The sequence below is a fragment of the Paenibacillus contaminans genome, assembly GCF_003285015.1.
GTDB classification, from domain to species: Bacteria; Bacillota; Bacilli; order Paenibacillales; family NBRC-103111; genus Paenibacillus_V; species Paenibacillus_V contaminans.
In genome coordinates this window covers 505,890-528,297 of record NZ_QMFB01000001.1, presented here as the reverse complement: position 1 = coordinate 528,297, position 22,408 = coordinate 505,890, and the positions used below count along the sequence as shown (strand labels likewise).

20 protein-coding genes are annotated in these 22,408 nt (G+C 51.6%); all 20 read right to left on the bottom strand.

Features of this window, described 5'->3' with window-relative positions; all coding sequences use genetic code 11:
* Positions 1-59: 59 nt before the first annotated feature.
* Complete coding sequence (locus DQG23_RS02395; RefSeq protein ID WP_113029178.1) at positions 60-920, bottom strand: PhnE/PtxC family ABC transporter permease; 861 nt, start codon at positions 918-920, stop codon at positions 60-62.
* The gene (locus DQG23_RS02390) at positions 920-1,705 is read right to left on the bottom strand and encodes a PhnE/PtxC family ABC transporter permease (protein ID WP_113029177.1); all 786 of its coding nucleotides are present in this window, start codon (positions 1,703-1,705) and stop codon (positions 920-922) included. Before DQG23_RS02390 ends, DQG23_RS02395 begins: the two co-directional genes overlap by 1 nt.
* Positions 1,695-2,483: a phosphonate ABC transporter ATP-binding protein gene (phnC, locus tag DQG23_RS02385; RefSeq protein WP_113029176.1), complete on the bottom strand. Its 789-nt coding sequence runs from the start codon at positions 2,481-2,483 to the stop codon at positions 1,695-1,697. Before phnC ends, DQG23_RS02390 begins: the two co-directional genes overlap by 11 nt.
* 45 nt (positions 2,484-2,528) lie before the next feature.
* Positions 2,529-3,587 (bottom strand): PhnD/SsuA/transferrin family substrate-binding protein, encoded by a 1,059-nt coding sequence (locus DQG23_RS02380; protein ID WP_113029175.1) that lies wholly within the window; start codon positions 3,585-3,587, stop codon positions 2,529-2,531.
* Between the two features lie 249 nt (positions 3,588-3,836).
* Positions 3,837-4,568: a phosphonate C-P lyase system protein PhnL gene (locus DQG23_RS02375; protein WP_113029174.1), complete on the bottom strand. Its 732-nt coding sequence runs from the start codon at positions 4,566-4,568 to the stop codon at positions 3,837-3,839.
* Positions 4,569-4,581: 13 nt separating this feature from the next.
* Positions 4,582-5,760, bottom strand: a complete 1,179-nt coding sequence (gene phnM / locus DQG23_RS02370; protein WP_113029173.1) for a phosphonate metabolism protein PhnM — start codon at positions 5,758-5,760, stop codon at positions 4,582-4,584.
* A 15-nt stretch (positions 5,761-5,775) separates the two neighbouring features.
* On the bottom strand, positions 5,776-6,621 hold the full coding sequence (locus DQG23_RS02365; RefSeq protein WP_113029563.1) for an ATP-binding cassette domain-containing protein: 846 nt from the start codon (positions 6,619-6,621) through the stop codon (positions 5,776-5,778).
* A 17-nt stretch (positions 6,622-6,638) separates the two neighbouring features.
* On the bottom strand, positions 6,639-7,496 hold the full coding sequence (locus tag DQG23_RS02360) for an alpha-D-ribose 1-methylphosphonate 5-phosphate C-P-lyase PhnJ (protein ID WP_113029172.1): 858 nt from the start codon (positions 7,494-7,496) through the stop codon (positions 6,639-6,641).
* A 3-nt stretch (positions 7,497-7,499) separates the two neighbouring features.
* The gene (locus DQG23_RS02355; RefSeq protein ID WP_113029171.1) at positions 7,500-8,633 is read right to left on the bottom strand and encodes a carbon-phosphorus lyase complex subunit PhnI; all 1,134 of its coding nucleotides are present in this window, start codon (positions 8,631-8,633) and stop codon (positions 7,500-7,502) included.
* Positions 8,633-9,226 (bottom strand): phosphonate C-P lyase system protein PhnH, encoded by a 594-nt coding sequence (gene phnH, locus DQG23_RS02350; RefSeq protein ID WP_113029170.1) that lies wholly within the window; start codon positions 9,224-9,226, stop codon positions 8,633-8,635. Before phnH ends, DQG23_RS02355 begins: the two co-directional genes overlap by 1 nt.
* Before the next feature lie 14 nt (positions 9,227-9,240).
* Positions 9,241-9,666 carry a phosphonate C-P lyase system protein PhnG gene (gene phnG, locus DQG23_RS02345; RefSeq protein WP_113029169.1) on the bottom strand — a complete coding sequence of 142 codons (426 nt, stop codon included), beginning with the start codon at positions 9,664-9,666 and terminating at the stop codon, positions 9,241-9,243.
* 87 nt (positions 9,667-9,753) lie between these two features.
* Positions 9,754-10,467, bottom strand: coding sequence for a GntR family transcriptional regulator (locus DQG23_RS02340; RefSeq protein ID WP_113029168.1), 714 nt, complete (start codon positions 10,465-10,467; stop codon positions 9,754-9,756).
* A gap of 36 nt (positions 10,468-10,503) precedes the next feature.
* On the bottom strand, positions 10,504-11,145 hold the full coding sequence (locus tag DQG23_RS02335) for a DapH/DapD/GlmU-related protein (protein ID WP_113029167.1): 642 nt from the start codon (positions 11,143-11,145) through the stop codon (positions 10,504-10,506).
* 31 nt (positions 11,146-11,176) lie between these two features.
* Positions 11,177-12,025 carry a PHP domain-containing protein gene (locus DQG23_RS02330; protein ID WP_113029166.1) on the bottom strand — a complete coding sequence of 283 codons (849 nt, stop codon included), beginning with the start codon at positions 12,023-12,025 and terminating at the stop codon, positions 11,177-11,179.
* Positions 12,026-12,231: 206 nt separating this feature from the next.
* A complete protein-coding gene (locus DQG23_RS02325) occupies positions 12,232-12,741 on the bottom strand; it encodes a GNAT family N-acetyltransferase (RefSeq protein WP_113029165.1) in 510 nt (169 codons plus the stop codon).
* A 211-nt stretch (positions 12,742-12,952) separates the two neighbouring features.
* Positions 12,953-13,681, bottom strand: coding sequence for an ECF transporter S component (locus DQG23_RS42515; protein ID WP_192894537.1), 729 nt, complete (start codon positions 13,679-13,681; stop codon positions 12,953-12,955).
* Positions 13,663-15,354, bottom strand: a complete 1,692-nt coding sequence (locus DQG23_RS02320; protein ID WP_192894536.1) for an ABC transporter ATP-binding protein — start codon at positions 15,352-15,354, stop codon at positions 13,663-13,665. The genes DQG23_RS42515 and DQG23_RS02320 overlap by 19 nt, the downstream gene beginning before the upstream one ends.
* Positions 15,327-16,220 carry an energy-coupling factor transporter transmembrane component T gene (locus DQG23_RS02315; protein WP_238177714.1) on the bottom strand — a complete coding sequence of 298 codons (894 nt, stop codon included), beginning with the start codon at positions 16,218-16,220 and terminating at the stop codon, positions 15,327-15,329. The genes DQG23_RS02320 and DQG23_RS02315 overlap by 28 nt, the downstream gene beginning before the upstream one ends.
* Positions 16,217-17,155: a DUF4430 domain-containing protein gene (locus DQG23_RS02310; protein ID WP_113029163.1), complete on the bottom strand. Its 939-nt coding sequence runs from the start codon at positions 17,153-17,155 to the stop codon at positions 16,217-16,219. Before DQG23_RS02310 ends, DQG23_RS02315 begins: the two co-directional genes overlap by 4 nt.
* A complete protein-coding gene (locus DQG23_RS02305; protein WP_113029562.1) occupies positions 17,152-22,344 on the bottom strand; it encodes an S-layer homology domain-containing protein in 5,193 nt (1,730 codons plus the stop codon). Before DQG23_RS02305 ends, DQG23_RS02310 begins: the two co-directional genes overlap by 4 nt.
* Positions 22,345-22,408: the final 64 nt, after the last annotated feature.

Sequence of the window (22,408 nt, the reverse complement as noted above, 5' to 3'; positions counted from 1 at the left end):
ACTATGCCTCTAGAATCCTTTTACGAGCCAATGCCTCATATAACTAAACCAAGCCGCATCTAAGTGTTTGCTCTCAGCTTCTTCTTCAATCTGGAAGCCACAATTTCCAGCGCGATGGCGAAGGCAAGGATGAAATATGTGATCACGCCGACTTCCCGCAAATCGTAGTAGAAAGAACTTGCCATAAACATGTCGAAGCCGATTCCGCCCGCTCCGGCGGCGGCGCCCATGGCGACGGCGACGGCAAAGTTGATTTCGAAACGCAGGAAGGTCCAGGAAACGATATAAGTAATGGAAGACGGGATGACGGCCTGAAATACGATCTGCCACCAATTGGCTCCGCTTGCCTTGAGCGCTTCGATCACGCCTTTGTCCAATTCCTCGAACGACTCGGAATACGCCTTGATCAAGTATCCCATCGAGTGGAAGGTCATGCCGACAACGGCCGCCACGCTCCCAAGCCCAGCCGCTACCGCGAAGATCAACACCCAAAGCACCGTCGGGACGGCGCGGATGAAAGCGACAAACCCTCTGATGACGACGGACGCCGTTTTTGAAGATAAATTACGTGCAGCCAGCAGCCCCAGAAACAAAGCCATAATCGCTCCGAACAATGTGGTCAAAAAAGCGAGTCCCAGCGTAACGGTGATCTGCTTAAGCGCTTCGCCGAACGTAAAATGCTGTATCCGCGGCTCCAAAAACATCGTTTTGACCGTTTCCGCGGTAGAGATGATGCCTTCGACAATATTAACGTCTTTGTAGTCGAAGGTGGCGAAGCCGTATACGGTCAGCCCCGCAAGCGCGGCGAGCGTCATTTGGATCGCGAACGAAGCTTTATTGAACGGTTTCGCCTTGAGCGGTCTGTCTTCAAGACGTCCGGTCTTGCTTCCCACGACGCCGGCCGTTTCCTCCCATTCCATTACAAAATCACCCTTCTCACATAATTTGAAATATACTCGATCGCCAGAATGGCGCAAACGATCACGATAACGACCAAGCTTGCCGCGCTGTAATTCAAGCTTTTATAGTACAGGCTGAACAAGAAGCCGATTCCCGTCCCCGTCAAAATGCCGATCAATGTCGCTTGCCGGATGTTCGTTTCCACCATGAATAAGATCCAGCTAAGCAGTTGCGGAATGCTTGAAGGGATGACGGACTGGAAAATAATCGAGAAGTAGCCCGCTCCGGTCGCCCTAAGCGCTTCTACGGAGCTGTTGCCGATCTCATCGATCGACTCCATAAACGCCCTAGTAAGAAAACCGAAGGATCCGAAAAATAGCGCGAAATAGCCGGTCAAAACGCTTTGTCCGAATGAAAACAGCAAAATCATCGACCAAGCCGCGACATCGATATTTCGGAAAAGCGTCGCGATCGCTCTGCTTATGGAGCCGATTATACTGTTTACGCCTGTCGTTTGGGAGCCGAGTAACGCGAACAGCAGCGCGAGCACTCCCGCAACCGTAGTCGCAGCGATCGACACCAGGACCGTCTCGATGAGCTGATCCATAATATCGGGAAGCTTTGTCATCGCTTTTTCGTTCGGATAAAAGTTCGATAACGCCCAGTCCGCCGCCTTCGGAATAGAAGTGAGCCCTTTTACGGCGTCATATTCCGTCACGACCATAGCCGCCAGCGTCAACAAGAGGAGCAATCCGCTATAAATATAGGATTGCCTTCTTTTCTTCGCAAAATAATCAGCCTGCATGCTGTCCTCCCCGGTTGTCGATGATATCCAGCGCCTCGGAGCCGTAAATGCTTTGCAGCACTTCCCCCGAAATGCGATCAGGCGCGCCATCGTAAACGACCGTTCCCTTGTTGACGCCGATGATTCTGTCCGAATATTTTAAGGCTGCGTCCACTTGATGCAAGTTCACGACGACCGTAATGCCCATCTTATCCGAAATATTTTTCAGATGATCCATAATGACTTTGGAAGCCTTCGGGTCCAAGGAAGCGATCGGCTCGTCGCATAATAGCATTTTCGGGTCCTGTACCAATGCTCTGGCAATTCCCACGCGCTGCTTTTGGCCGCCGCTAAGCTGATCGCATCTTTTGTAAACATGGTCCTCGAGGCCAAGTATCCGCAAAATGCCGTATGCTTGCCGCTTCTCTTCCTCGCTGTAAAAGCCGAGCGCGCCGGCAAGCGTCGACTTATAACCGAGCCTGCCGTGGAGAACGTTCTCGATCACGCTTAACCGGTTGACCAGATTGTAATGCTGAAAAATCATGCCGATTCTCGTCCGCAGACGCTTCAAATCCTTTTTGCCGAGCTTCAGCACATTGGTCCCGTCAAACAAAATTTCGCCTTCGCTCGCTTCGATCATCCGGTTAATGCAGCGAAGAAGGGTCGATTTTCCCGCTCCCGAGGGACCGATGACCGAAACAAATTCTCCTTCCTTCACGGCGAAGCTCACATCGGATAAGGCCTTCGTATCGTGACCGTACTGTTTCGATACGTTCTTGAATTCCAATAACGTTGTCATGCGTATCTCCCCGGGTTTCATTTGTGTACTGCTCCGGCGTCCGACTTATTTGGACAATTCTCTGACCGGATTGAACCAAGCGTCTTCAACTGTAAGGAAATGCTCTTTGCCCGTTTTCATCTTAAACAAGCCGGATGCCTTGGAATCTTTCGGGATGAAAATTTTCTCGTTTTTCGTTACTTCGTCGGATGTGAAAGCGTCCTTCAGCTTCTTAATGTCGTCGGCGCTTACGGTTCCCGTGTTGATGGCAAAAGGCGAATTAAGTACCGGCGTTACGGAAATGAGCGTAAATTCTTTGCCGACCAAGTTATTAAACGGCTCGGCCGCGCCTTGCTTTACTTTATAAACCGTTCCCGGCTTGCTTGCCGTTCCGGAGGAAATCTCCACATAGTTGGCAACGCACGTGTCACAGAATGCCGCAACATCGGCTTTGCCCGTCAGCAGGTTGACTGCGGAGCCCTGATGCGAGCCGCCGAACAACACTTCGCTGAAAAATTTGTCTTTTCCGCCTTGCAGCAAATCTTCGGCCGTCAAGCTTTTGTATTTATCCATCTTGCTGAACGTGCTGACGATTCCGGCGGAAGGCACTTTGAATCCGGACGTAGAGCTGTTCGAAACGAAAGAGAATTTTTTGCCGGCGATGTTGTCGATCGCGAAGCCGCTGCCGTTTTTGTATTGCTCTTCCTCGCCTTTGCGCACGTTCAGCCAGCTGTAGTAAACGGCGTCGTCCAGCGTGCCGGATTCTCCGCTTTGCACGACGAGCGGCTGCACCTTTTTATTTTTGGCGTTCGCTTCGATATAGCCTTGCGGCCCCATAAATGCCAGATCGGCATTTCCGTTTGCAATCGATTCGATCGCGATGATATAGTCCGTAGTCGTCTTGTGCTCCACCTTTTTGCCGATCGCCTTCTCAATCGCTTTGCCGATTTCATCGCGGGCGTCTTTCAAATCCGCTCCGGATTCGTTCGGATACCATGCGATCGTGAGGGTGTCCTTCGTTTTAACATCTGCGGAGGCGCCTTTGGAGTCAGCCGCTTTCGTGCCGCAGCCTGCAATTACTGCAGCCAGAGTTAATGAACAAACAATCGATAATGCCTTTTTCATTTGTATACTCCTCTCGAATTGTCAATCGGTATTGGGGCGTGTCTCAAAACCCACTACGAGGCATCTTTCACCGCCTTTTCACCCCCTACTTCGTTCCGTTTGCTTGACGTACCCCCGGTACGCCTTCACAAACGCGCCTTGCATGGAACGAAAATTCGGCAAAATCTGCTCTCATCGGAGTTTTCAGACACGCCCTAGCCAGACAAGACTACTATACGCGACTTGTATCATCGGACTGTAAACCCGATATTAAGATCTTGTATAGGCGCTTCTTTCCTCAGCAGCCGCGGCAAAACGGCCGTCCTGCATCCGGTATTCACGGTCGCATAAATTCCGCATGAACTCCAGGTCGTGAAAAATGCCGAGCATTGTCGTTCCCTCTTTCATGAGCTGCTCGATCAGCATTTTGACCTTTAGCTTGGACGTTTCGTCAAGACTCGCCGTAGGCTCGTCAAGCAGCAGCAAACGCGGCCGTTTGACCATCGCCCTAGCGATATTCAAGCGGAGCTTCTCGCCTCCCGAGAAGGTTGCCGGATAGCTGTCCCATAAGCTGCGGTCCAATTCGAAATGCTCAAGGATTTTTTCCGTTTCCCGTTCAGCGAACGTGGCATCATGCCCCATCTCGACGATAGCGTGCTTGACGAGCTCCTTCGCGGTCGTGCGGGGCATCACATTCAAAAATTGCGAGACGTACCCGATTTCATATTTGCGCAGGTCGATAATCGTCCGCTCGGAAGCATGAGCCAAATCGATCGTTCCGAACATTTTGGAGTTGTACCAAATATGGCCTCCCTGGGGCAGATAAGTCCGGTAAATGCATCGCAGCACCGTCGATTTACCGCTGCCGCTTTTGCCGGTAATGCCGACGAATTCCCCTTCCTTCAGAAAAAAGCTGACGTTATCGATCGCCTTGATGTGTTTGCCGAGATTATGGAGCGTGAACGATTTGGTCAACTGTTCGATCGCCAAAATATTTTCCACACTATCCCTCCTTTCAGATGCGGTAGTTCGTTTTCTGTATCAGCTTGCCGTCGACGAAGACGGTCGTAATGACCGGGAATTCGGAGTCAAGCTTCTCGATAATGAGGAGATCGGCCTTCTTCCCTTCGCGGATCGAGCCGTACTCCGCATCGATATTGACGGCTTTCGCGGGATTCAGCGTAACCATTTTGAACATGTCGGTAAGGTCCTTGCCGCATTGTTTAGCCAAATAAAACACGGCGTGAAGCATGGCGGCGGGATAATAGTCGCTGCATAAAATATCGATGCAATCGTGACGAACCGCTTCCTCCGCAGACAGGTTGCCGCTGTGCGAACCTCCCAGGATGACGTTAGGCGCGCCCCCTACCGTGTACAAACCCAATTCCTTGGCTTTTTTGGCTATTTCCAGGGTAATCGGGAACTCGCTGATGACGGTGCCGAAGCTTTGCACAAGCTCCAGCTTCTCTAGTGAATCGTCGTCGTGGGAAGCGATCGCGATCTGATTCTCCTCCGCTAGCCGGGCGATTTCGCGTATGCCTTCCTCCGTCATTTTCGGCTTCGATTGATGATTGGCGATGATTTCATCGATGCCCTCGTCGGTAAAATCGTTATAGCCCTTGATCGTTTTTTTGTATATTTCCAGATCCCGGTATTGTCCTTGCCCCGGCGTATGGTCCATGAACGAGATCAGATGAACTTTCTTCTCGGAGATATAGCTTTTGAGATTATCGATTTCGTCCAAATTGTCGATCTCGAATCTCGCGTGAAAGCGGTGGCGGACCAGGTGTTTGCTGGAATGGGTTTCCTCTATCAGATCGACAAGCTTTCGGACGTTTTCCGGCTCGCGGATCGGACGGTATTTGTAATCGACGGATTTGAAAATCGAAAGCGAGTGGTACATCATCGTAATGCCGTGAGAGATGAGCTCCTTCTCCGTTTCTCTCAGGCTGAGCCGGAAATCGATAAGCGAAGTTGGGCGCGGAGCTGTCATATGCTCGATATAATCGGAATGAATATCGATAAACCCGGGGGTGACATAACCTCCTGCCGCATCGATCACTTCCGTATGTTCATCCGGCGCGATTTCTCCTCTCCTTGCGATCCGCTCGATGCGGCCGCCTAACACGAGGAGCTCGAATCCTTCCAAAATGGCTTCTTCCGTTACGATAAGTCCGTTCGTGATGAGATACATGAGCCGCCTCCTTCGTTATAATAGGGAATGAACCAGCTGCTGCGTATACGCATGCTGCGGATCCTCCAGAATTTGATCGGTCAAGCCTTGCTCGACAATGCTGCCGTCCAGCATGACAAGCGTCCGGTCGGCCAGCATCCGGATGACGCCCAAATCATGCGAAACGAGCAAAATGCTAATGTTCAGTTCCCTTTGCAAATGCTTGATCAAATCGAGCACATTGGCCTGAACCGATAAATCGAGTCCCGTCGTCACCTCGTCCAGCAGAAGAATCGGCGGGTTATTCGACAATGCTTTGGCGATTTGCACGCGCTGCTGCATGCCGCCGGAAAAGTTTTTGGGCGCTTCCTTCATCCGATGGACGGGGATATGCACCTTCTCAAGAAGCTCGCTACCCCTTGCTTCCATCGCGCCTACGTTTCTGTTGCCAGCTGCAATCATCTTCTCGGCGATGTTGCCGATCGAGGTGAAGCCCATTCTCAGGCCGAGAACCGGATTTTGGTACACCTTGCCCATCATGTGGTTCCGGATATAACGCTTCTGCTGGGACGATTCCGCGAACAGATTGCTTTCCCCGTTTTTATAGGGCTGCAAATACGCTTCCCCGCCTGTTGCTTCCTGATCGAAGTACATGCACCGCATAAGCGTCGATTTGCCGCTTCCGCTTTCTCCCACGATACCAAGCACTTCTCCGGCAAACAGATCGAACGAAATGTTTCGGCAAGAGTAAACGGTGCCGCAATCGGGGCAATAGTTTTTTTCCAGCTTTCTGTCCGCAGGATTATCGCACTTCGCGCAGCCTCCGCCGAATTGCTTATTCAAATTGCGCACCTTCAGGATCGGCGCAGCCGATTCCTCCATCCTTGCTAATGCCTCCATCACTTCACACCTCCCGCTGCAAACTTCCGGTTCATTCTGCTCAAGCAATAGCTGCTGTCGTTGCATTGGTAATAAGCGACTCCCTCGTCCGAATCGAAAAGCTCGTCGAGGAACGTATCGTCGGCGCCGCACTGCTTGCAGCTTTTCCCCTCAAACGATTCCGGTCGAAAAGGAACGTCGTCAAAAGCCAGGGATTCGACCTTGGTGTATGGCGGAACGGCGTATATTTTTTTCTCCCGGCCTGCCCCGAGCAGGATCAAAGCCTCGGATCCGTTCAGCTTCGGATTATCGAATTTCGGAATCGGACTCGGAGCCATCACATATCTGTCTTGCACCATAACCGGATGGTCCGCGCCGGTCGTCATGTTCCGGTACTTCATGATCTGCTCGAACAGCGTCAGCCACGCACCGCTGTAATCCTTCTCCCCGTGCAGCTTCTTCGTCTCCAGCTCGCTGGACTCGTGCATCCGCAGCGGCTCCGGCATCGGCACCTGAAGAACTAGAATTTGTCCCGGCTTCAGCGGGATTTCGGGTACGCGGTGACGCGATTGAATGAGCGTCGCCTCCGACGTTTCGTCTACGGTCTGCACGCCTGTCGTTTTACTTATCAGCTTTTTGATGCTGACGGCGTTTACGGACTCGTCCGAGCCTTGGTCGATCACTTTGAGAATGTCATTCTTGCCGATCAAGGAAAGCGTCAGCTGCAGGCCGCCGGTCCCCCATCCTCTGCCTATCGGCATTTCCCGGGAAGCGAACGGAACCTGATAGCCCGGAACGGCGATCGCTTTCAGCGTCGCTCTGCGGATTTCTCTTTTGGAGCCCTCATCGAAAAAAGCGAAATTATATTGAATTTGCATCGGTTACACCTCTTCGGCAGCCAAAGTTTGGGTCTGCTTCGTCTTGCGCACGTCGTTCAGCTTCGCTTGGAAGGTGACGTAATGCGGCATTTTCAAATGAGAAATGAATCCTGTAGATTCCACCGAATCGATATGGAACAGCACGAACTCTTCATTCTGGGTCGGTATGCTATTGTCGCTTCTCTCAAGGCTTTTGTCCAAAATGCTCATGGCAATTGCTTTCGTTTCATTCTGCCCGTAGCAAAGCCCGTAACCGAACGCGAACTCCAGCTCTTTCCTGCCTTTTTCCTTCTCGACCATCGACGGCATCAGCATTTCGACTTCCGTCACCTTGATATCTCCGATAAAGTAGGCGTCTTCTTCGCTCCCGGAGGAATCGAGCGGATTATTCACATAGATCGGAAGGTTCCCGACCCGGAGCTCTCCGACCGTCGGATGGAGATTGCCGTACCCGCGAATGACCGCATATGCCATAGAAGTAACGGCACCCGTCTGCCCCCTGGTCAAAATTTGCAGCTTCTGGCTGCGGCTGGCCGGGAAAGTCAAACTTCGTCTTGTGACGTCGTCCGGCTCCCGCGGATCGTCCGGGCAATCGGCGATAAGTCCTTCCTTGCGCAAATAATCAAGCACTTTAGGCAGCCTGGTCATAAATGCCGCTTCCTCTGCGCGTTCAAACCTTTCCTCGCCGGCGCGTTCAAATTCCTCGAGCCATTCCTTGACCGACTCTTCCGTTTCGCTTATCAATTCGAAATCGAGCAGCCGATGACTGTAGTCCGTCGATGCGCCGAGAATTTGCCCGCCCGGAATATCTTTGAAGCTAGCCGAAATTCTTCTTTCCACAAGCATTTCCCCTGAATTCACCGTTCGGGAGTAATGCTTTCTTGGCAGCGTGGAACGGTAAGCGCGAAGCAGGAAAACCGCTTCCTCCGGATTACCTTCCGCCTGCTTGACCGCGACCGCCGCAAGCGTTTCTCCGTATAGGCTGCTCTCCGACATGACCTGATCGATCAGGCCTCTCATACCGCTCTCGATCATGTCGATGTCGAGCACTTTTCCTTGTTTGACTCTCTCGTACCGGATCCGCTTGAGCGATTCCTCGATGGCGGCCGTTCCGCCTTTCACTGCTACGTAACCCATTATCCGACCTCCTTCGAGACCTTCGTCGTCCTTGGCAAACCGAGCAGCCGATGATCGTTATCGACGAAAATCAGATCGATGCCCAGCGGGAATTCCGCATTTTTCTCCTCGCGCACATCCACCCAGTCCAAGCTTGCCGTCATTTTGGCCGTTGCCGAATGCCGGATGCCGGGACCGGCGAGCGTCAGCACGTCGCCTTCCGATAACGACGCCGTCTCCACGATGATCGTCGCCGAATGATGCGGGTCGGTCAGTTCCCCGATCTTTGCGCTTTCGAGCGCGCGGAGCAGTTGTTCCGCTGTAGCATTATGCAGAACGAATATATAATCGGCTTGTTCCGCCGTCACCGCTTTCGCATATGTCAATTGATTGAATACATTCGTAACCCGTTCTTCATCGGCTGATAACACTTTAAAGGATACCTCCGTGTCCAGCAGCATTCTTGCGATCACCAGCGTCGTGGAATAACAGCCTGTGTCCCGGTCCGCCTTCCCGGCTTCATCGGCCAGATCCGCAAGCTGACCCGGTCTCGACATGGCGTCCACAACTTTTCGATAAGCCGTCTGAATATCGTGCACAAGATCCAGCTTCATAACGTCCGCTCCTCTCAATCCGTATCCATCGTTTCGAAATTGACTTTCGTTCTGAGCACCTGCTCGCCGTAGGCAAGCCGCTGTTCCTCAATGCGTTCCGCTTCGGCCGCCAGCTTCGCCTGCCATGCTGCGGTTTCCTGCAGCCCTGCCTCATAGGCCGCATCGATGACGGCAAGGTCGAAGGCCAGCTGAGGTTCATCGCCTTTGACGATGCCGACGCCGATTCGGCCTGCGATTTCGACTTTGCACTCCGTGACGAACACTTCGCCGAGATAAAAAAGACTTTTTTGCGCCGTTTCCCTAACCTTGACCATGATAAGTCCGTGATTCGGCTCTTCCACCGTCGCCACTTCATATCGTTCTTTGATTTGCTGCGCCAGCTCTGCGGCCACCGTGCCGGAACCGTTGATCAATATCTCGGTTCTTTGCTTTCGTTTCATACAAGTCCTCCTTACGCTTGTGATCGTTTCCCGGGACAAAGCCACTATATCTTGTTGCCAATTGATGAGGTGTTAAGATTGTGTTAATCAATCCGACTCTTTAAGCACGTAAGTGAAATAGTCTCCACGGTACATAATTCTTGAATACTCCAGCATTCGCCCCGTTTTCTCGTCGGAAAGCTCCGACTCCAGTACCAATAACGGGATGAGACTGGAGCAGGCGAACAGCTGCCTCTCGTATTTCGTAGGCGAAGTGACGCTTAACAAGGTTTGCGAAGATCGGGGCTTCGCATATCCTCTTTCTTTGTAAAACTCGAACATCGAGGTTATCGTTCTTCCGGCTTGCTCGATATCCGGGAATAAAGCTTCCGTTACGTACGAAATGTGCAGAGCGATCGGTTCCGCGTCGATGATCCGCAGCCTGCCTATTTTAAATACACGTTCGTGCTCTTCCGCACCGAGCGCTTGAAATATTTTTTCGTTATAGTCGATTGGCTCGCAAAACAGATTTCTCGACTCATAGTCGTAACCGAGCTGCACCATCTTTGCGCTGAAGCTTTCATTACCGTACAGCATCAGGGGAATGCGCTTGTGCCGGTCTTTGACAAAGCTGCCCTTTCCTTGCTTGGAGTAAATATAGCCGAGCTCCTGAAGCCGCTCGTACGCTTTGCGGGCCGTAATCCGGGGGACCCTGAACAAATCGGCCAGCTCGTTCTCGGACGGCAGCTTGTCGTCGGGATCATACTTGCCGCCTTGAATGTCAGCCATCAGACGATCCATAATATCCATTTCCTCCGACACGCGGGTAACCCCCCTTTCTATATTTGCCGCTTCGCTCTAACGCGCTCCGCCGTATTTCTTGATGAAGCTTTGCGTATCGTTCAGCTCCATGAAACGTTCCTCCAGCACCTCTCGCGGCCAATCCCACCAAGCGATTTGGAGGAGACTGTCGATCGTCTCTTGATCGAATCTTTTTTTGATCGGCCTGGCAGGTACGCCTACGACGATCGTATACGGCTCGACATCCTTCGTTACGACCGAACCTGAACCGACAACTGCTCCGACCCCGATATTGACGCCTTTCATCACGATGGCTCCGTGCCCGATCCATACGTCATGTCCGATCGTAACCCGATTTTCACGACGCCAGTTAAAGATCGTTTCATCGTCGGTAACCGCAAAACCGAAGCCCGCTCTGCGATAGGTCATATGATGCTGCGTAACGCGGTCCATCGGATGGTTCACCGGATTGATGCATACGTGTGAAGCGATCGAAGTAAATTTTCCGATCTCCGTATAATTGATCGTTACATCATCCATCGTATAGGTATAAGCGCCGATCTTCGATTCGACGATATGGTTGTATGGGCCGATCGACGTCCATTCGCCTGCGTAGCTGTCGAGCATTTGACTCGTTTCGTGAATGCTGGGCTCGACCGAAAGCGCGTCGTGCGCTCCCGGTTTATGAATGTGCTTCATCAAAATCCGCTCCCTTATAAGCTCGTTGATATCAAATTCCTTTACGTACCAGCAAATCGTGTACACAGATGATGCCCGGACTATTGCAGCCTAACGTCGTTTCCTTCTCTCCATAAAAGCCGTGGAAATCCGAGCCTCCGGTCACGGCCAGGTCGAATTCCAATGCGTACTCCTGCGCTCTGACTTCATCTTCGGGCCCGTGCAGCGGATGCCAGGCTTCAATTCCTAGAAGTCCGCAAGCGACAAGCTCCGGAACCGCGTCGAAGTTTCCATACTGCCCGGGATGCGCAAGTACGGGAACACCACCGGCCGCACGGATTGCCGAAATTGCCGCGCTTGCCTCCACATACTCCATCGGTATATAAGCGATGCCGGGCTCCGAACCGTTCTGCCCGCGCGAAAATAATGTTTTGTACAATTGTCCGTATATGGATGTCGTGTATCCTTGTTCAATAAGCGCATGCATAATGTGCTGCTTGTAAATGCCCGTTCCGCCTTCGGCAAACTTCATCACTTGCTCTTGCGTAATGGCATAGCCCGCTTGGATCAGCTTCTCGATCATAACGAGGCTCGCTTGATGCCGTTTAACCAGCAGCGGACTGCACAAGCTCTCGATCGCGGCATGCCCCGGCTCGATAAAGTAGCCGAGAATATGCACTCTTCTGCTGCGCTTGAAATCGTACGCCGATATTTCGATGCCCGGAATGATTTCGATCCCTTTTTGTTTCCCAAGATTTTGCATATCGTGCAAGCCGGCGGTCGTATCGTGATTCGTGATAGCCAGATGGCTGACTTTGTTTTGCACTGCAAGCTCCAAAACTTCTTCGAAGGTATAGGAGCCGTCAGACAGCTTGGTATGGCAATGAAGCTCGACTTTCATAAGGAACCTCCCTGATCGCCTTTAATTGACCTCGGACTTAGTCTAACTTGATGCCAAGTTCGGATGGTTAAATCCAAGTAAACCTGATGTTAAGAAAACGTAAACAAGGGAAACGCAATCTTTGCTGCACAAAAAAACGGCAGTCCAGGACCAAGTGAGAAGTCCTGAAATGCCGCTTTATTAATAAGGATAAAAAATTGAGTCCGTCAACCCGCCGGATTTGACGGTCCGGTCAAATCAAGTTGATAAAATGCAAGGTCGAGCCATCTGCCAAACTTGTAGCCGGCCCTACGGATCGTGCCGGAGTGAACGAAACCAAGCTTTTGATGCAATGCGATACTTCCTTGATTAGCGGAGTCGATTCCGCCTATTAGCGTGGCATAACCATTCGCCTCGGCCAGCTGTATCAGCTCGCGCATCAGCAGCTCTCCGGCCCCACGTCCGCGATATTCTTTGTGTACGTATACGGAATGCTCGATCGTATATTGATAGGCAGGCCACGGCCGAAACGGGCCATATGCTGCAAACCCCATAACCCGCCCGCCGTCTTCGATGACGAGTACCGGGTAACCTTTTTCCTGTTTCTCCCGAAACCATAGTAACCGGTTTTCCAGCGTTACCGCTTCATAAGAGTAAACGGCGGTAGTTTGCAAAATCGCTTCATTGTAAATCTCCAAAATTTCCGGCAATTCCGACTCCGCAGCTATCCGGATCATTGCTCTCTCCTCCATTCAAGAAATGAAAACACCGTTTCAAGTTTCATTAGATTTCGGCCTTCATGTTTCACTTTCCTGCACATATGCGATGGGAATATTTTTCACACGCAATTGACAGCAACAAAAAAAGGGCAGCATGTATAGGAATGACGAATACATGCTGCCCTTTTAGCTTACTTACCGATCAGCGGACTTCACTGTTTAACGCTGTTTACGGCTCGATCAACCCATATTTGCTTTTGACGCGGTCCAGCTTTTCAATCATCGTTCGAGAGAGCAGCCATAGAAAAACGACGGTGGCGATCGCATGCACCATATCGAACCAGAAGCCGGATGCGTAGGCTGCCAGCAGTGCCTCTGCGGAAAATTTCGGCGTAAACATCATAAGCGAGCCGATATTGATAATGCCGCCATAGATGAGAAACGTCGCGAATCCTCCGAAAATGCATAAGGAAAGCTTGGTCCGCTTCAGCCACCCTTTTTTGAACAAAACGCCTGCCAAAAAGCCGATGATGCCGAAGCAAAACATTTGCCATGGCGTCCAAGGCCCTTGACCGAAAAAAAAGTTGGACACAAATCCGGCTGTCGCTCCCGCAAGGAACCCTGCTTCCGCCCCGAGACTGACTCCCGTAATAATGACGATCGCGACAACGGGCTTGAACTGCGGCACCATAAAAAATGCGGCCCTGCCCGCCACCGCAATGGAAGCCATGACGGCGATCAGGATAAGCTCCCGGGCTTGCGGCTTCCTCTTTTCGAAGACCAAGGCAAACGGAGCCATCGTATATAGCAAAATCAGCAGACTGATAAAATAATACTTGCGGTCATCCAATACAAAAATGCCCATCAGCATCGTTGCCGGTATGACGAGAAGAATAAGCGCCGCCGCCAGCAGCGTGCGTTTGCTTAAACGGCGATCCGCTAACGGCTGTTCCGGCATAGCCCGATCACGTCCTCTATGGTTACGGCATCCCGCCAAATATGACGCACCATGCGGTTCGCCGCTGTCGTATAGAAGCTGTTTCCTGCAAAAAACTTCTTCGTGCTGTTTACGGTAATGACCGTTCCGTCGAAAAACATCGCACATACCTCCCCGTACTTGGCGCAAAACTCGATATCGTGGGAGACCATGACGATCGTTACGCCCTCCCCGTTTAACTTTTTCAGTAATAAGCCAAGCTTTTCTTTGAAAAAGCCGTCCAAACCTTTGGTCGGTTCGTCGAGCAGTAAAATTTTCGGCTCCAATAGCAGTACTTTAGCTAGTGCCGCACGCTGCTGCTCTCCGCCGCTCAAATCGTACGGGTGCATGTGCAGCAAATGCTCCAGCTCGGCGAACCGGACGACGGAGCCGATTTTATCCTTCTTCTCTTCCTTCGTTTGCTTCGAATCGGACAGCATTTCATACAGATCTAGCTCTACCGTTTTTTGAACGAATAACGATTGCGGATTTTGCGGGAGGACGCCCAACCGATTTGTAAAGAGCTGCGCAGCGCTCATCGATGCCGGGTTATGTCCGTCGATTTGCACTTTTCCCCGGTACGGGCGCAATATTCCGCCGATCAGCGATAAAGCCGTCGTTTTCCCCGTTCCGTTTCCTCCGACCAAACAATAAAATTGGCCCTCCCTTATCTCCAAAGACAAATCCTTGATCGTATCCGGCCCGTTTTTCTCGTATTTAAACCAGACGTCCTTGAACTGGACCGCTGTTTTGACCGGACGAGGGCTCTCGGAGACTTCTTCCGGAACGGCCGTTGGCGCTGTCCGTCCTTTCAGATAGCCGTTCAGCCAATGACGACCCTGTTTGACGGTTATCGGACCAGGTGCGTCTGCGGATGCTGCTTCGCAATCGGCGACCCCAGCATGGATCTGCATGGGGGTGGGCATGGAAGCGAACATCGGATGGCCTTCCTTGCGCAGCTTCTCACCCGCTTTTTGCGGGGTGTCGTCGGCAATTACGGCTCCTTCGTCGAGCACAACAAGCCGGTCCGCAAGCGGAAGCACCTCCTCCAGCCGGTGCTCGGTCATGATGACGGTCGTTCCGAGCTCCCGGTTGATTTTGCTTACCGTTTCCAAAAAATCGGCGGCTGCGATCGGATCCAATTGGGAGGTCGGCTCGTCGAGAATGAGCACGGACGGATGCATGGCCATAACGGACGCCAAATTTAACAGCTGCTTCTGGCCGCCGGACAGCTCCGACACCTGCTTATGAAACCAGGCCTGAATGCCGAAAAAGCTGGCCATCTCGGCGACGCGCAGCCGGATGGTCCGCTGATCGCAGCCCAAGCTTTCCAGTCCGAACGCAAGCTCATGCCATACTTTATCCGTCACGATCTGATTATCCGGGCTTTGGAGTACAAAACCGATCTCTGACGCTTGCGTTCGCTGATCCGATTCCACGATCGGCCGCCCTCGAAAATAAATCTCGCCCGTACGGCGTCCGTGCGGTGAAAGCGAGGTTTTGAGCTGTCTTAACAAGGTGCTCTTGCCGCAGCCCGACTTTCCGCATATCGTCACGAACTCCCCGCCGGTTATTGAAAGCCGGATATGGGAAAGCGCGTTTTTCTCCTGGCCGGGGAACGAGAAGCTTACGTCTTCGATGCGATAGATTTCCATTTCATATCCTCCACGATCTGAATCGCCGCCGGCAGCAGGCAAAGAGCGGCATAAGCTACGTACACCGCTATCCCAAAGGTCGATACTTCCTTCAGACGAATCGATGGAAAAAAGCGTATCGTATTTTCTCCAGCGGCCGCTCCTGCAAGAACGAGCGCAATGAGGCAGGACATAACCGCGAAAACCGCTTTGTCCCGATTATCGAACCGGAATGTCGAGAAGCTCGTACGATTCGGCAATCCGTATCCTCGCGACTTCATGGAATCGGCGGTTTCCATCGCATTTTCCATCGCCCAAGTGGTCATGACGGACAGAATGCGAATGCCGTTTCGCGCGCGTTTCCGTAAACTCCCTTGCGAAGCATCTCTTCCTATGCATTTCTGAGCGTGCGAAATCGCTTTGATCCGGTTTTTATACCTGGGCACGAACCGAAGCGCCATCGAGAATACCAACGATAAGGCCGGCATCATTTTACCGAACAAATAAATGAATTTATCCGACGTCATCACGGCATTGTAACAGGAAAACCAAACGATGACCGTGACATACATGCTGGATGCCGATACGCCGTATAGAATGGATTCCAGCGTAACCGGATTCCCGTTCTTGAAATAAAACAGAATCGTAACGCCCGCATGGTTGAAAAGCGGATTGATTACAGCCATGATCAGCAGCATCGGCAGCAAATATATTAAATTGAATCGGATTGCTTTCCTGCCGTTAAGCATCACCGAGTATACAACAGCGCTTACTAACGAGATGGCTTGCAGAACCGGGTGTGCAAAAATCATGCCGAATGCCAAGACGGCAAAAAAATAAGCAAAATTGACGATGGGGTGAAAAGTGGAAAACGAATCTCGTCTCACTTCTTCCCCCCCGATGCCGCTTGGTCCCCGCCGATATCGCGACCCAAATCGCATGTATACATCCACTCGACAGCATCGCCGTCCTTCAGCATATACCTGCTGCTTCCGTAATTCGGGAACCAGCCGTTCACTTTGTACATCCATCCGCTCAGCTCGCCGCAGTCGAATTCATAAATATTGTTGATCCCCTCGATATAGTTGCTGTTATAGATCGGGGTCATCGAGAACTCCATATGAATTTTATTGTTCTTCATCTCTCGGAGCAGCAAATCGAAAACGGACTCTCCCTCATAAAACGTGACCGTCTGCGATTTGTAAATGACGCCGTCCTCCGGCAGCACCTCGAGCTTATCTTTATTGAATTGATCAAGGTGGTCGAGAATCGTCTTGCTCGTTACGGCCAGTGTAGCCGTTAGAGGCTTCTGCTTGTCGGCGGTAACATCCTGCCATTCGACTGGTTTAGGCTTTCCTTCCGGCACCGGATCGGTAAGATAACGGTCCTTTTGGCCATCCGCTTCGGTGTCCGGCCGGGCGGAAGCCGGATTCGTCGCCGGAGCTGCAGACTCTTCCGGCTTGGATGCCGATTCCGGCTCAGGCTTCTTGTCGGGAGCAGGAGTCGGATCGGCGGCTTGAGGCGACTCTGTGCCCGAACCAGCCGGAGAGGCGGCAACTTCCGCCTCCGAATTCGGCTCCGCTGAAGGATTAGGCGATTCCGAGACTGTCCGATCGGCGCTGCTTGGCGTCGGTGAAGCCGTCAACGCAATACCGGACGGCCCGATCGTCGGCTGCGGCAAAGCCGTTTCCTGCCGGATCGTTTCGCGGTTGCCTGCAAGTTTGCCCGCATCATCCCGTCCCGTACCGCCCCAAAAAAATGCGATAACTAGCAGACAAACGATCCCTAGGGCTGCAAGCCATTTCTTTGCTTTCGCGTTCATACGTCCGTCATGTCATACAGACGATTTTGCCCGTTCAAATACCGGTCGTAAGCGACCAGAGCGTACATCGCCTGATCCGTTGCCATCGGATCGACGTCACCAGGCTTAGCTCCGCCATTATCGATACCGCCAGGCATAATGTGATAAAATCCGCCGCCTTGTACAGCAAAACCAAGGAGTGCCTCTAAAGCGGATCGCCCGTTTTTCACGAATCTCGGATCGGACTGCGGATCGATGCCAAGGCCCGTCAGCGCGACGACGACCTGTGCAACACTCTCCGAGTTAGCGGATTGCCAGCTGGCATAACCGCCGTCCGCTTGCTGATTTTGGGAAAGCCATGAAATGCCTCTGTCTATGGCTGCATGCACGGCCTCATTCGTATCGTAATACGGGGTCAGTCCTTGGATAGCCATGGCTGTAATATCGGGATCGGCGGCTTCTGCTTTTTCGCCTAGCGCCCAGCCGCCGCCCGAAAGCTCCCGTTTCAAAATGAAGTCGATCAGCATTTCCCTTGTTGTCTGGGTTTTGACACCTGACACGATGGGAATGTCAAACTTCTTGCTGTCTAACGCGATCAGCGCGAAAATCGGCCCGTTGATGCCTTGCTTGATCAAGGTATCGAAATCGGCCAGCTTGTCGATCATCGAATACCCTGCCGCGTCATCGACTGCTTTGCCGATGGAAGTCAGCGCCAGCATGACTCGGCTGTACTCGGTATATTTGACGGCATGCAGCTTGCCCGACTTCGCTTTCAGCGTTTCTTCCAGATTGGCATAATACTTCTCGAAATAGGATGCCGGAACTTGTACGCCGGAACGCGCCAAGCTTAGAACGGTCCACTCGCCGCCAATGCTGGCTACAGCCGGATCGGGGATCGATTGCTGCATGTAAGCGGCCGTTTCCTCGATCTGCTTCTTGACAGCCTGTTTAATGGCATCCGGTTGTTCGGGCTGTTCCCCGCCGCGATTGCCGTTATCGTTATGGTAAGCGAACGCTCGCATCGCAACTACGGCTGCCATTTCCCGCGTAACCGTATCGCCCGGCAGGAATCGTCCGTCCACCCCCGGAGTCATCAGCTCTTGTGCGACTATCGATTGAACATGCGCCTTCGCCCAAGAGGATATTTCGTCCAGATCGGTTATCGTGGCAGCGGCTGCTGCAGGTTGAATACCTAAAGCGCGCTTCGAGATAACGGCCATTTGTTCACGGGTAATCGTATCGTCCGGATAAAACTTGTCATTGTATCCATCGATAAATCCCGCAAGATGCGCTGTATTAATGTAAGGATAAAACCACTGATCAGGACTCACATCCGCAAACCCGCTCGTTTGATTCGACGACAAGCCGACTCCAAGAACCGAAACAAGCAGCTTCGTGAATTCCGCTCTCGTCACCGCAGCTTTCGGATTCATTTTGCCTTCGCTGCCCTCGACGAAGCCGCGCTGCGTACCTTCTAAGATCGCATTGTACGCCCAACTCGAAATTTCGCCTGCGTCAGCATACTTCTTCGCCAGGTCGAATGCGCTGCCCGTTTCGGATTGGCTGACGCTGTATGTGACGTAAGACGTGAAATGATTCGTCTTGATCATTAGATCGTCGCCATTGACGAATGCATAAGCGAATTTCTCACTTCCTTTAACTGCTTGCTTACCTTGCTCCTCGGAATCGTAAACGACGATCGGCGTAAACTTGCCGTCTTCGACAAATCCCGCCAGCTGCCCTTTCTCTCCCTTAATCGCGAGGGTAAGCGGCTTATCGAACAAGTAGGATCGATTCGAGCTTCCCATTACGAAAGCATGGCTTATTTTCTCAAGCAAGTCGTCAGCGCCAAGGCTCTTTTGGATTAAAGCCTGAAGAGAATCATCCTCCGCACTTAGCGCCGTAAATAGCTCTATTCCGCTATCTCCCGCAATAAGCCTCGTACCTTGGTCGATAACAAGCGAAAGCGCCCCTTTGTTGACCGTGATCATCGGGATGCGGTCCTGAACTTCTTTAACGTTCAAAATAACTTTCGGCTTCACATCCGGAATGTTCAACGTAATATTGTCGGTTCCGAGCTGCTGCTTCGTAATATCGAAAATAAAATCTTTTTGCAGATACGAAGGCACGGTTGTGACAGGCTTTTTATCATTCGGATTTGGTGTTGCTCCCGATCCTGTACCGCTTCCGGTTCCAGTACCGTTACCCGATCCGTTTCCTGTACCGTTCCCATCGGGATTTTCCCACTCGCTAGGATCTTGCCCCAAATCCACGCCTAAGTTGGTCGTATACCGCCATTGAACGGTATCTCCGTCCGCAAGGACGTATTTGCTCGCTCCGAAATTCGGATAGGTGCCGTTCACATTGTACATCCAACCGCTGCCGGTACCGTGATCGAACTCCCCGTCTCCTGCTATGGATTGCACATAAACGCTGTCGTATTTTTCGTTCCATTCATGCTCATACGGAATGCTTCTGGAGCCAAGCTCTCTTTGGAATACGCTCCACACCGTATCGCCCGGCTGCAATTCCACAGATACGGGATTGAGAACGTATCCCTTATTGATCGTCGCCTTGTCTACGGAGAACGTAATATGTTTGGCAGGCTGCGGATTCGTTCCTCCGTTTCCTCCCGGTGTCTCTACTATGCTCGTGTTATAGGCAATAAAGTCGGTAAAATGCTTCGTTTTTACGATAAGATCATTGCCGCTGTCGTAGGCAAACTCGTTTTTCCCGCTTTGCATTCCAGCTTCGTCGCTTGCAAACTTTGCAATGGCTTGCGCCGTTCCGTTCTGAATGTACGCGGCATGTTTCCCGCTCATCCCGGTGAACGTCAACGTGACGAATTGATCAAACGTAACGCCAGCCGTGCCGCCCATCGTAATTGCCTTGGCAATGGAATCAAGCTTCGTTCCGGCGGCGACGATTCCGCTTACTTGATCTTTAAGCGCAACGTCCGTTCCGTCAATGGTTGTGAGCAATTCCAGCGACGAGCCGTCACCGTTTCGGATTTGCGCACCCTTCGGAATAACCGCCGATACATTGCCTTTGACGGCTTCGATCATAGGCAAGTCGCTGTTCGCCGGCAAATTCAAAGTGATTCTCGCGTTCGAATTGCTCGGGATTTGTACCGTTATTTCTTTATTGGAGTCCGCTTCGGTTATCGGTAACGAATAATCGAACCCGCTTGGCGGAACGTTTACTTTAGGCTTGTCCCCCGATGGCAAAGACATTTTTATCTCGTCAAGATTTTCGGGCAGCGCGAGTTTGTCTGCGTCCGTCATGTCGTACAAAGGATTTTCGCTTTGCATCATCCGATTGAAGGAAACAAGCGCATACGTTCCCTGATCGGTTGCCATGCCGTTTGCTTTCTTTTCCGATAGAATATGCTTGAATCCGCCCTCGGGCGCAGCGAATGCCAGAAGCGCATCGACGGCCGAGTAACCGTTTTTCACGAATCTTTGGTCCGAAGACGGATCAAAGCCGATTTCGGATAACGCGGTGATGACCTGCGCGATGCTTTCGCTATTGACGGTCCCGTAACTCGTAAATCCGCCTGTTGCATTCTGCACGGAGGACAGCCAGTTAAGCGCACGATCGGTTGCGGATGTTACTTTATCATTCTTCAGGTAATAAGGGGCAAGTGCCTGCAAAGCCATTGCCGTCATATCGACATCGGCTTTCGTTCCCCCGAGCGCCCAGCCCCCCACATTGGCCGCACCTTGGTTAACTTCCTTGCTCAAAATATAGTCGATCAGTTTGTCGCGCGTCGTTTGCGTTTTTCCATCATCGACAGCGGGAAACTCGTAATTGACGGTATTCATGGCGATCAATGCAAAGATCGGCCCATTAATGCCTTGCTTCAATATGTAATCGTAATCGGACAGCGCCTTCGTTATGTCGTAACCGGCAATATCCCGCGGATCTAAGCCGAAGGAAGCCAAGCCGAGGATAAGCCGCGAATGCTCCGTGCTTCTGTTCTTGTCGAGAACGCCGTTATTTTTGGCCATCAATTCCTTGACCTTGCTTACGACATTCTTATAGTAAGTGATGTAGTAAGCGTCCGGAACCGGGTGATTGCCGCGGGCCAAGGACAGAACCGACCACTCGCCGCCAAGCGTGCCAAAAGTCGGATTCGTTATCGTGTCATACATATAGGCAAGACTTTTATTAAGATGATCTTTCGCTGCACTCCAAACGCTGTAGTAGACTTCGAACGTTTGCTTAACCCGATTGCCGGAAGCATCCGACGCCGTTATAACAATCGAATTATATCCTTCCGTTAAATTAACGGTAAATACGCCGTTCGCCCCTGCAATCGCGGCTCCATTAACTTGGACTTCCGGCGAAATGCCTAGTGTTACGTTGTCCGTCGCGCTTACTTGGAAGGAAATCTGTTTACTGGTAAAAGCTTGTTGATCCGATATGCCTTGTACCGACAACACCGGCTTAACATGATCCCATCCCAGTTTGTTATCAAGCTCCGTAAGCAAAAGATCGACGTCTGCTTGCGTACTCTCCATATTTTTGAGTATGTCATACGCCTGTTCATAAGAAGCTCTGACCGCAGAGTCGGACAACAGAACCGATTTATCGGGGGCGCTGTTGATCTGACCGATAACGGCCGTGAGCGTATCCTTATTCGCCGTGTTGATGAAGCCGGTTCCCCACGTATTGCCAAGATCCGATCCATACCCATAAACGGTAAATTGCGTGCGGATCACGTCGCCGTCTTCGGGTTTGTAATCGGAAAAACCTACGTTGGGAAAAACATTATTGACTGCATACATCCACCCGGACATCGAGGTGTAATCGAATTCTCCGAGCCATTCCGGATCTCTCTTCGACTCGACTTGACCTCCGCCAAGTTCGATCTGATTGACGATGTACTGCGGAATATAGACGCTGCTTGTAACATCCTTAACCTTGGATAAATAAAAATAATTTTCGACGGTTCCCGTATGCTTAATATTTTCCTTGCCTAGCTCGCGCGTCAGTATGGCAGCGCCGTTGTCTCCTTCGTAAAACGGAATCCTCATCGGTTCCCGATAATAGCCTTGACCCAATGTGAATTTTTCTACTGACAGCGTGACGTAACCTTTCGGTACGGCCTCAACCTGCTGGGCATACGTTTTTAAGCTGCCTGTCGAGAATAACGAAATAAAAAGACTGACAATCAGCAGCCAAGTAAGTAAACGATATTTTCTCAATTTGTTTTCCTGCCTTTCCTTCATTAAAAAAATCGCAACATAAAAAAACCTCTTAACTGGAAAT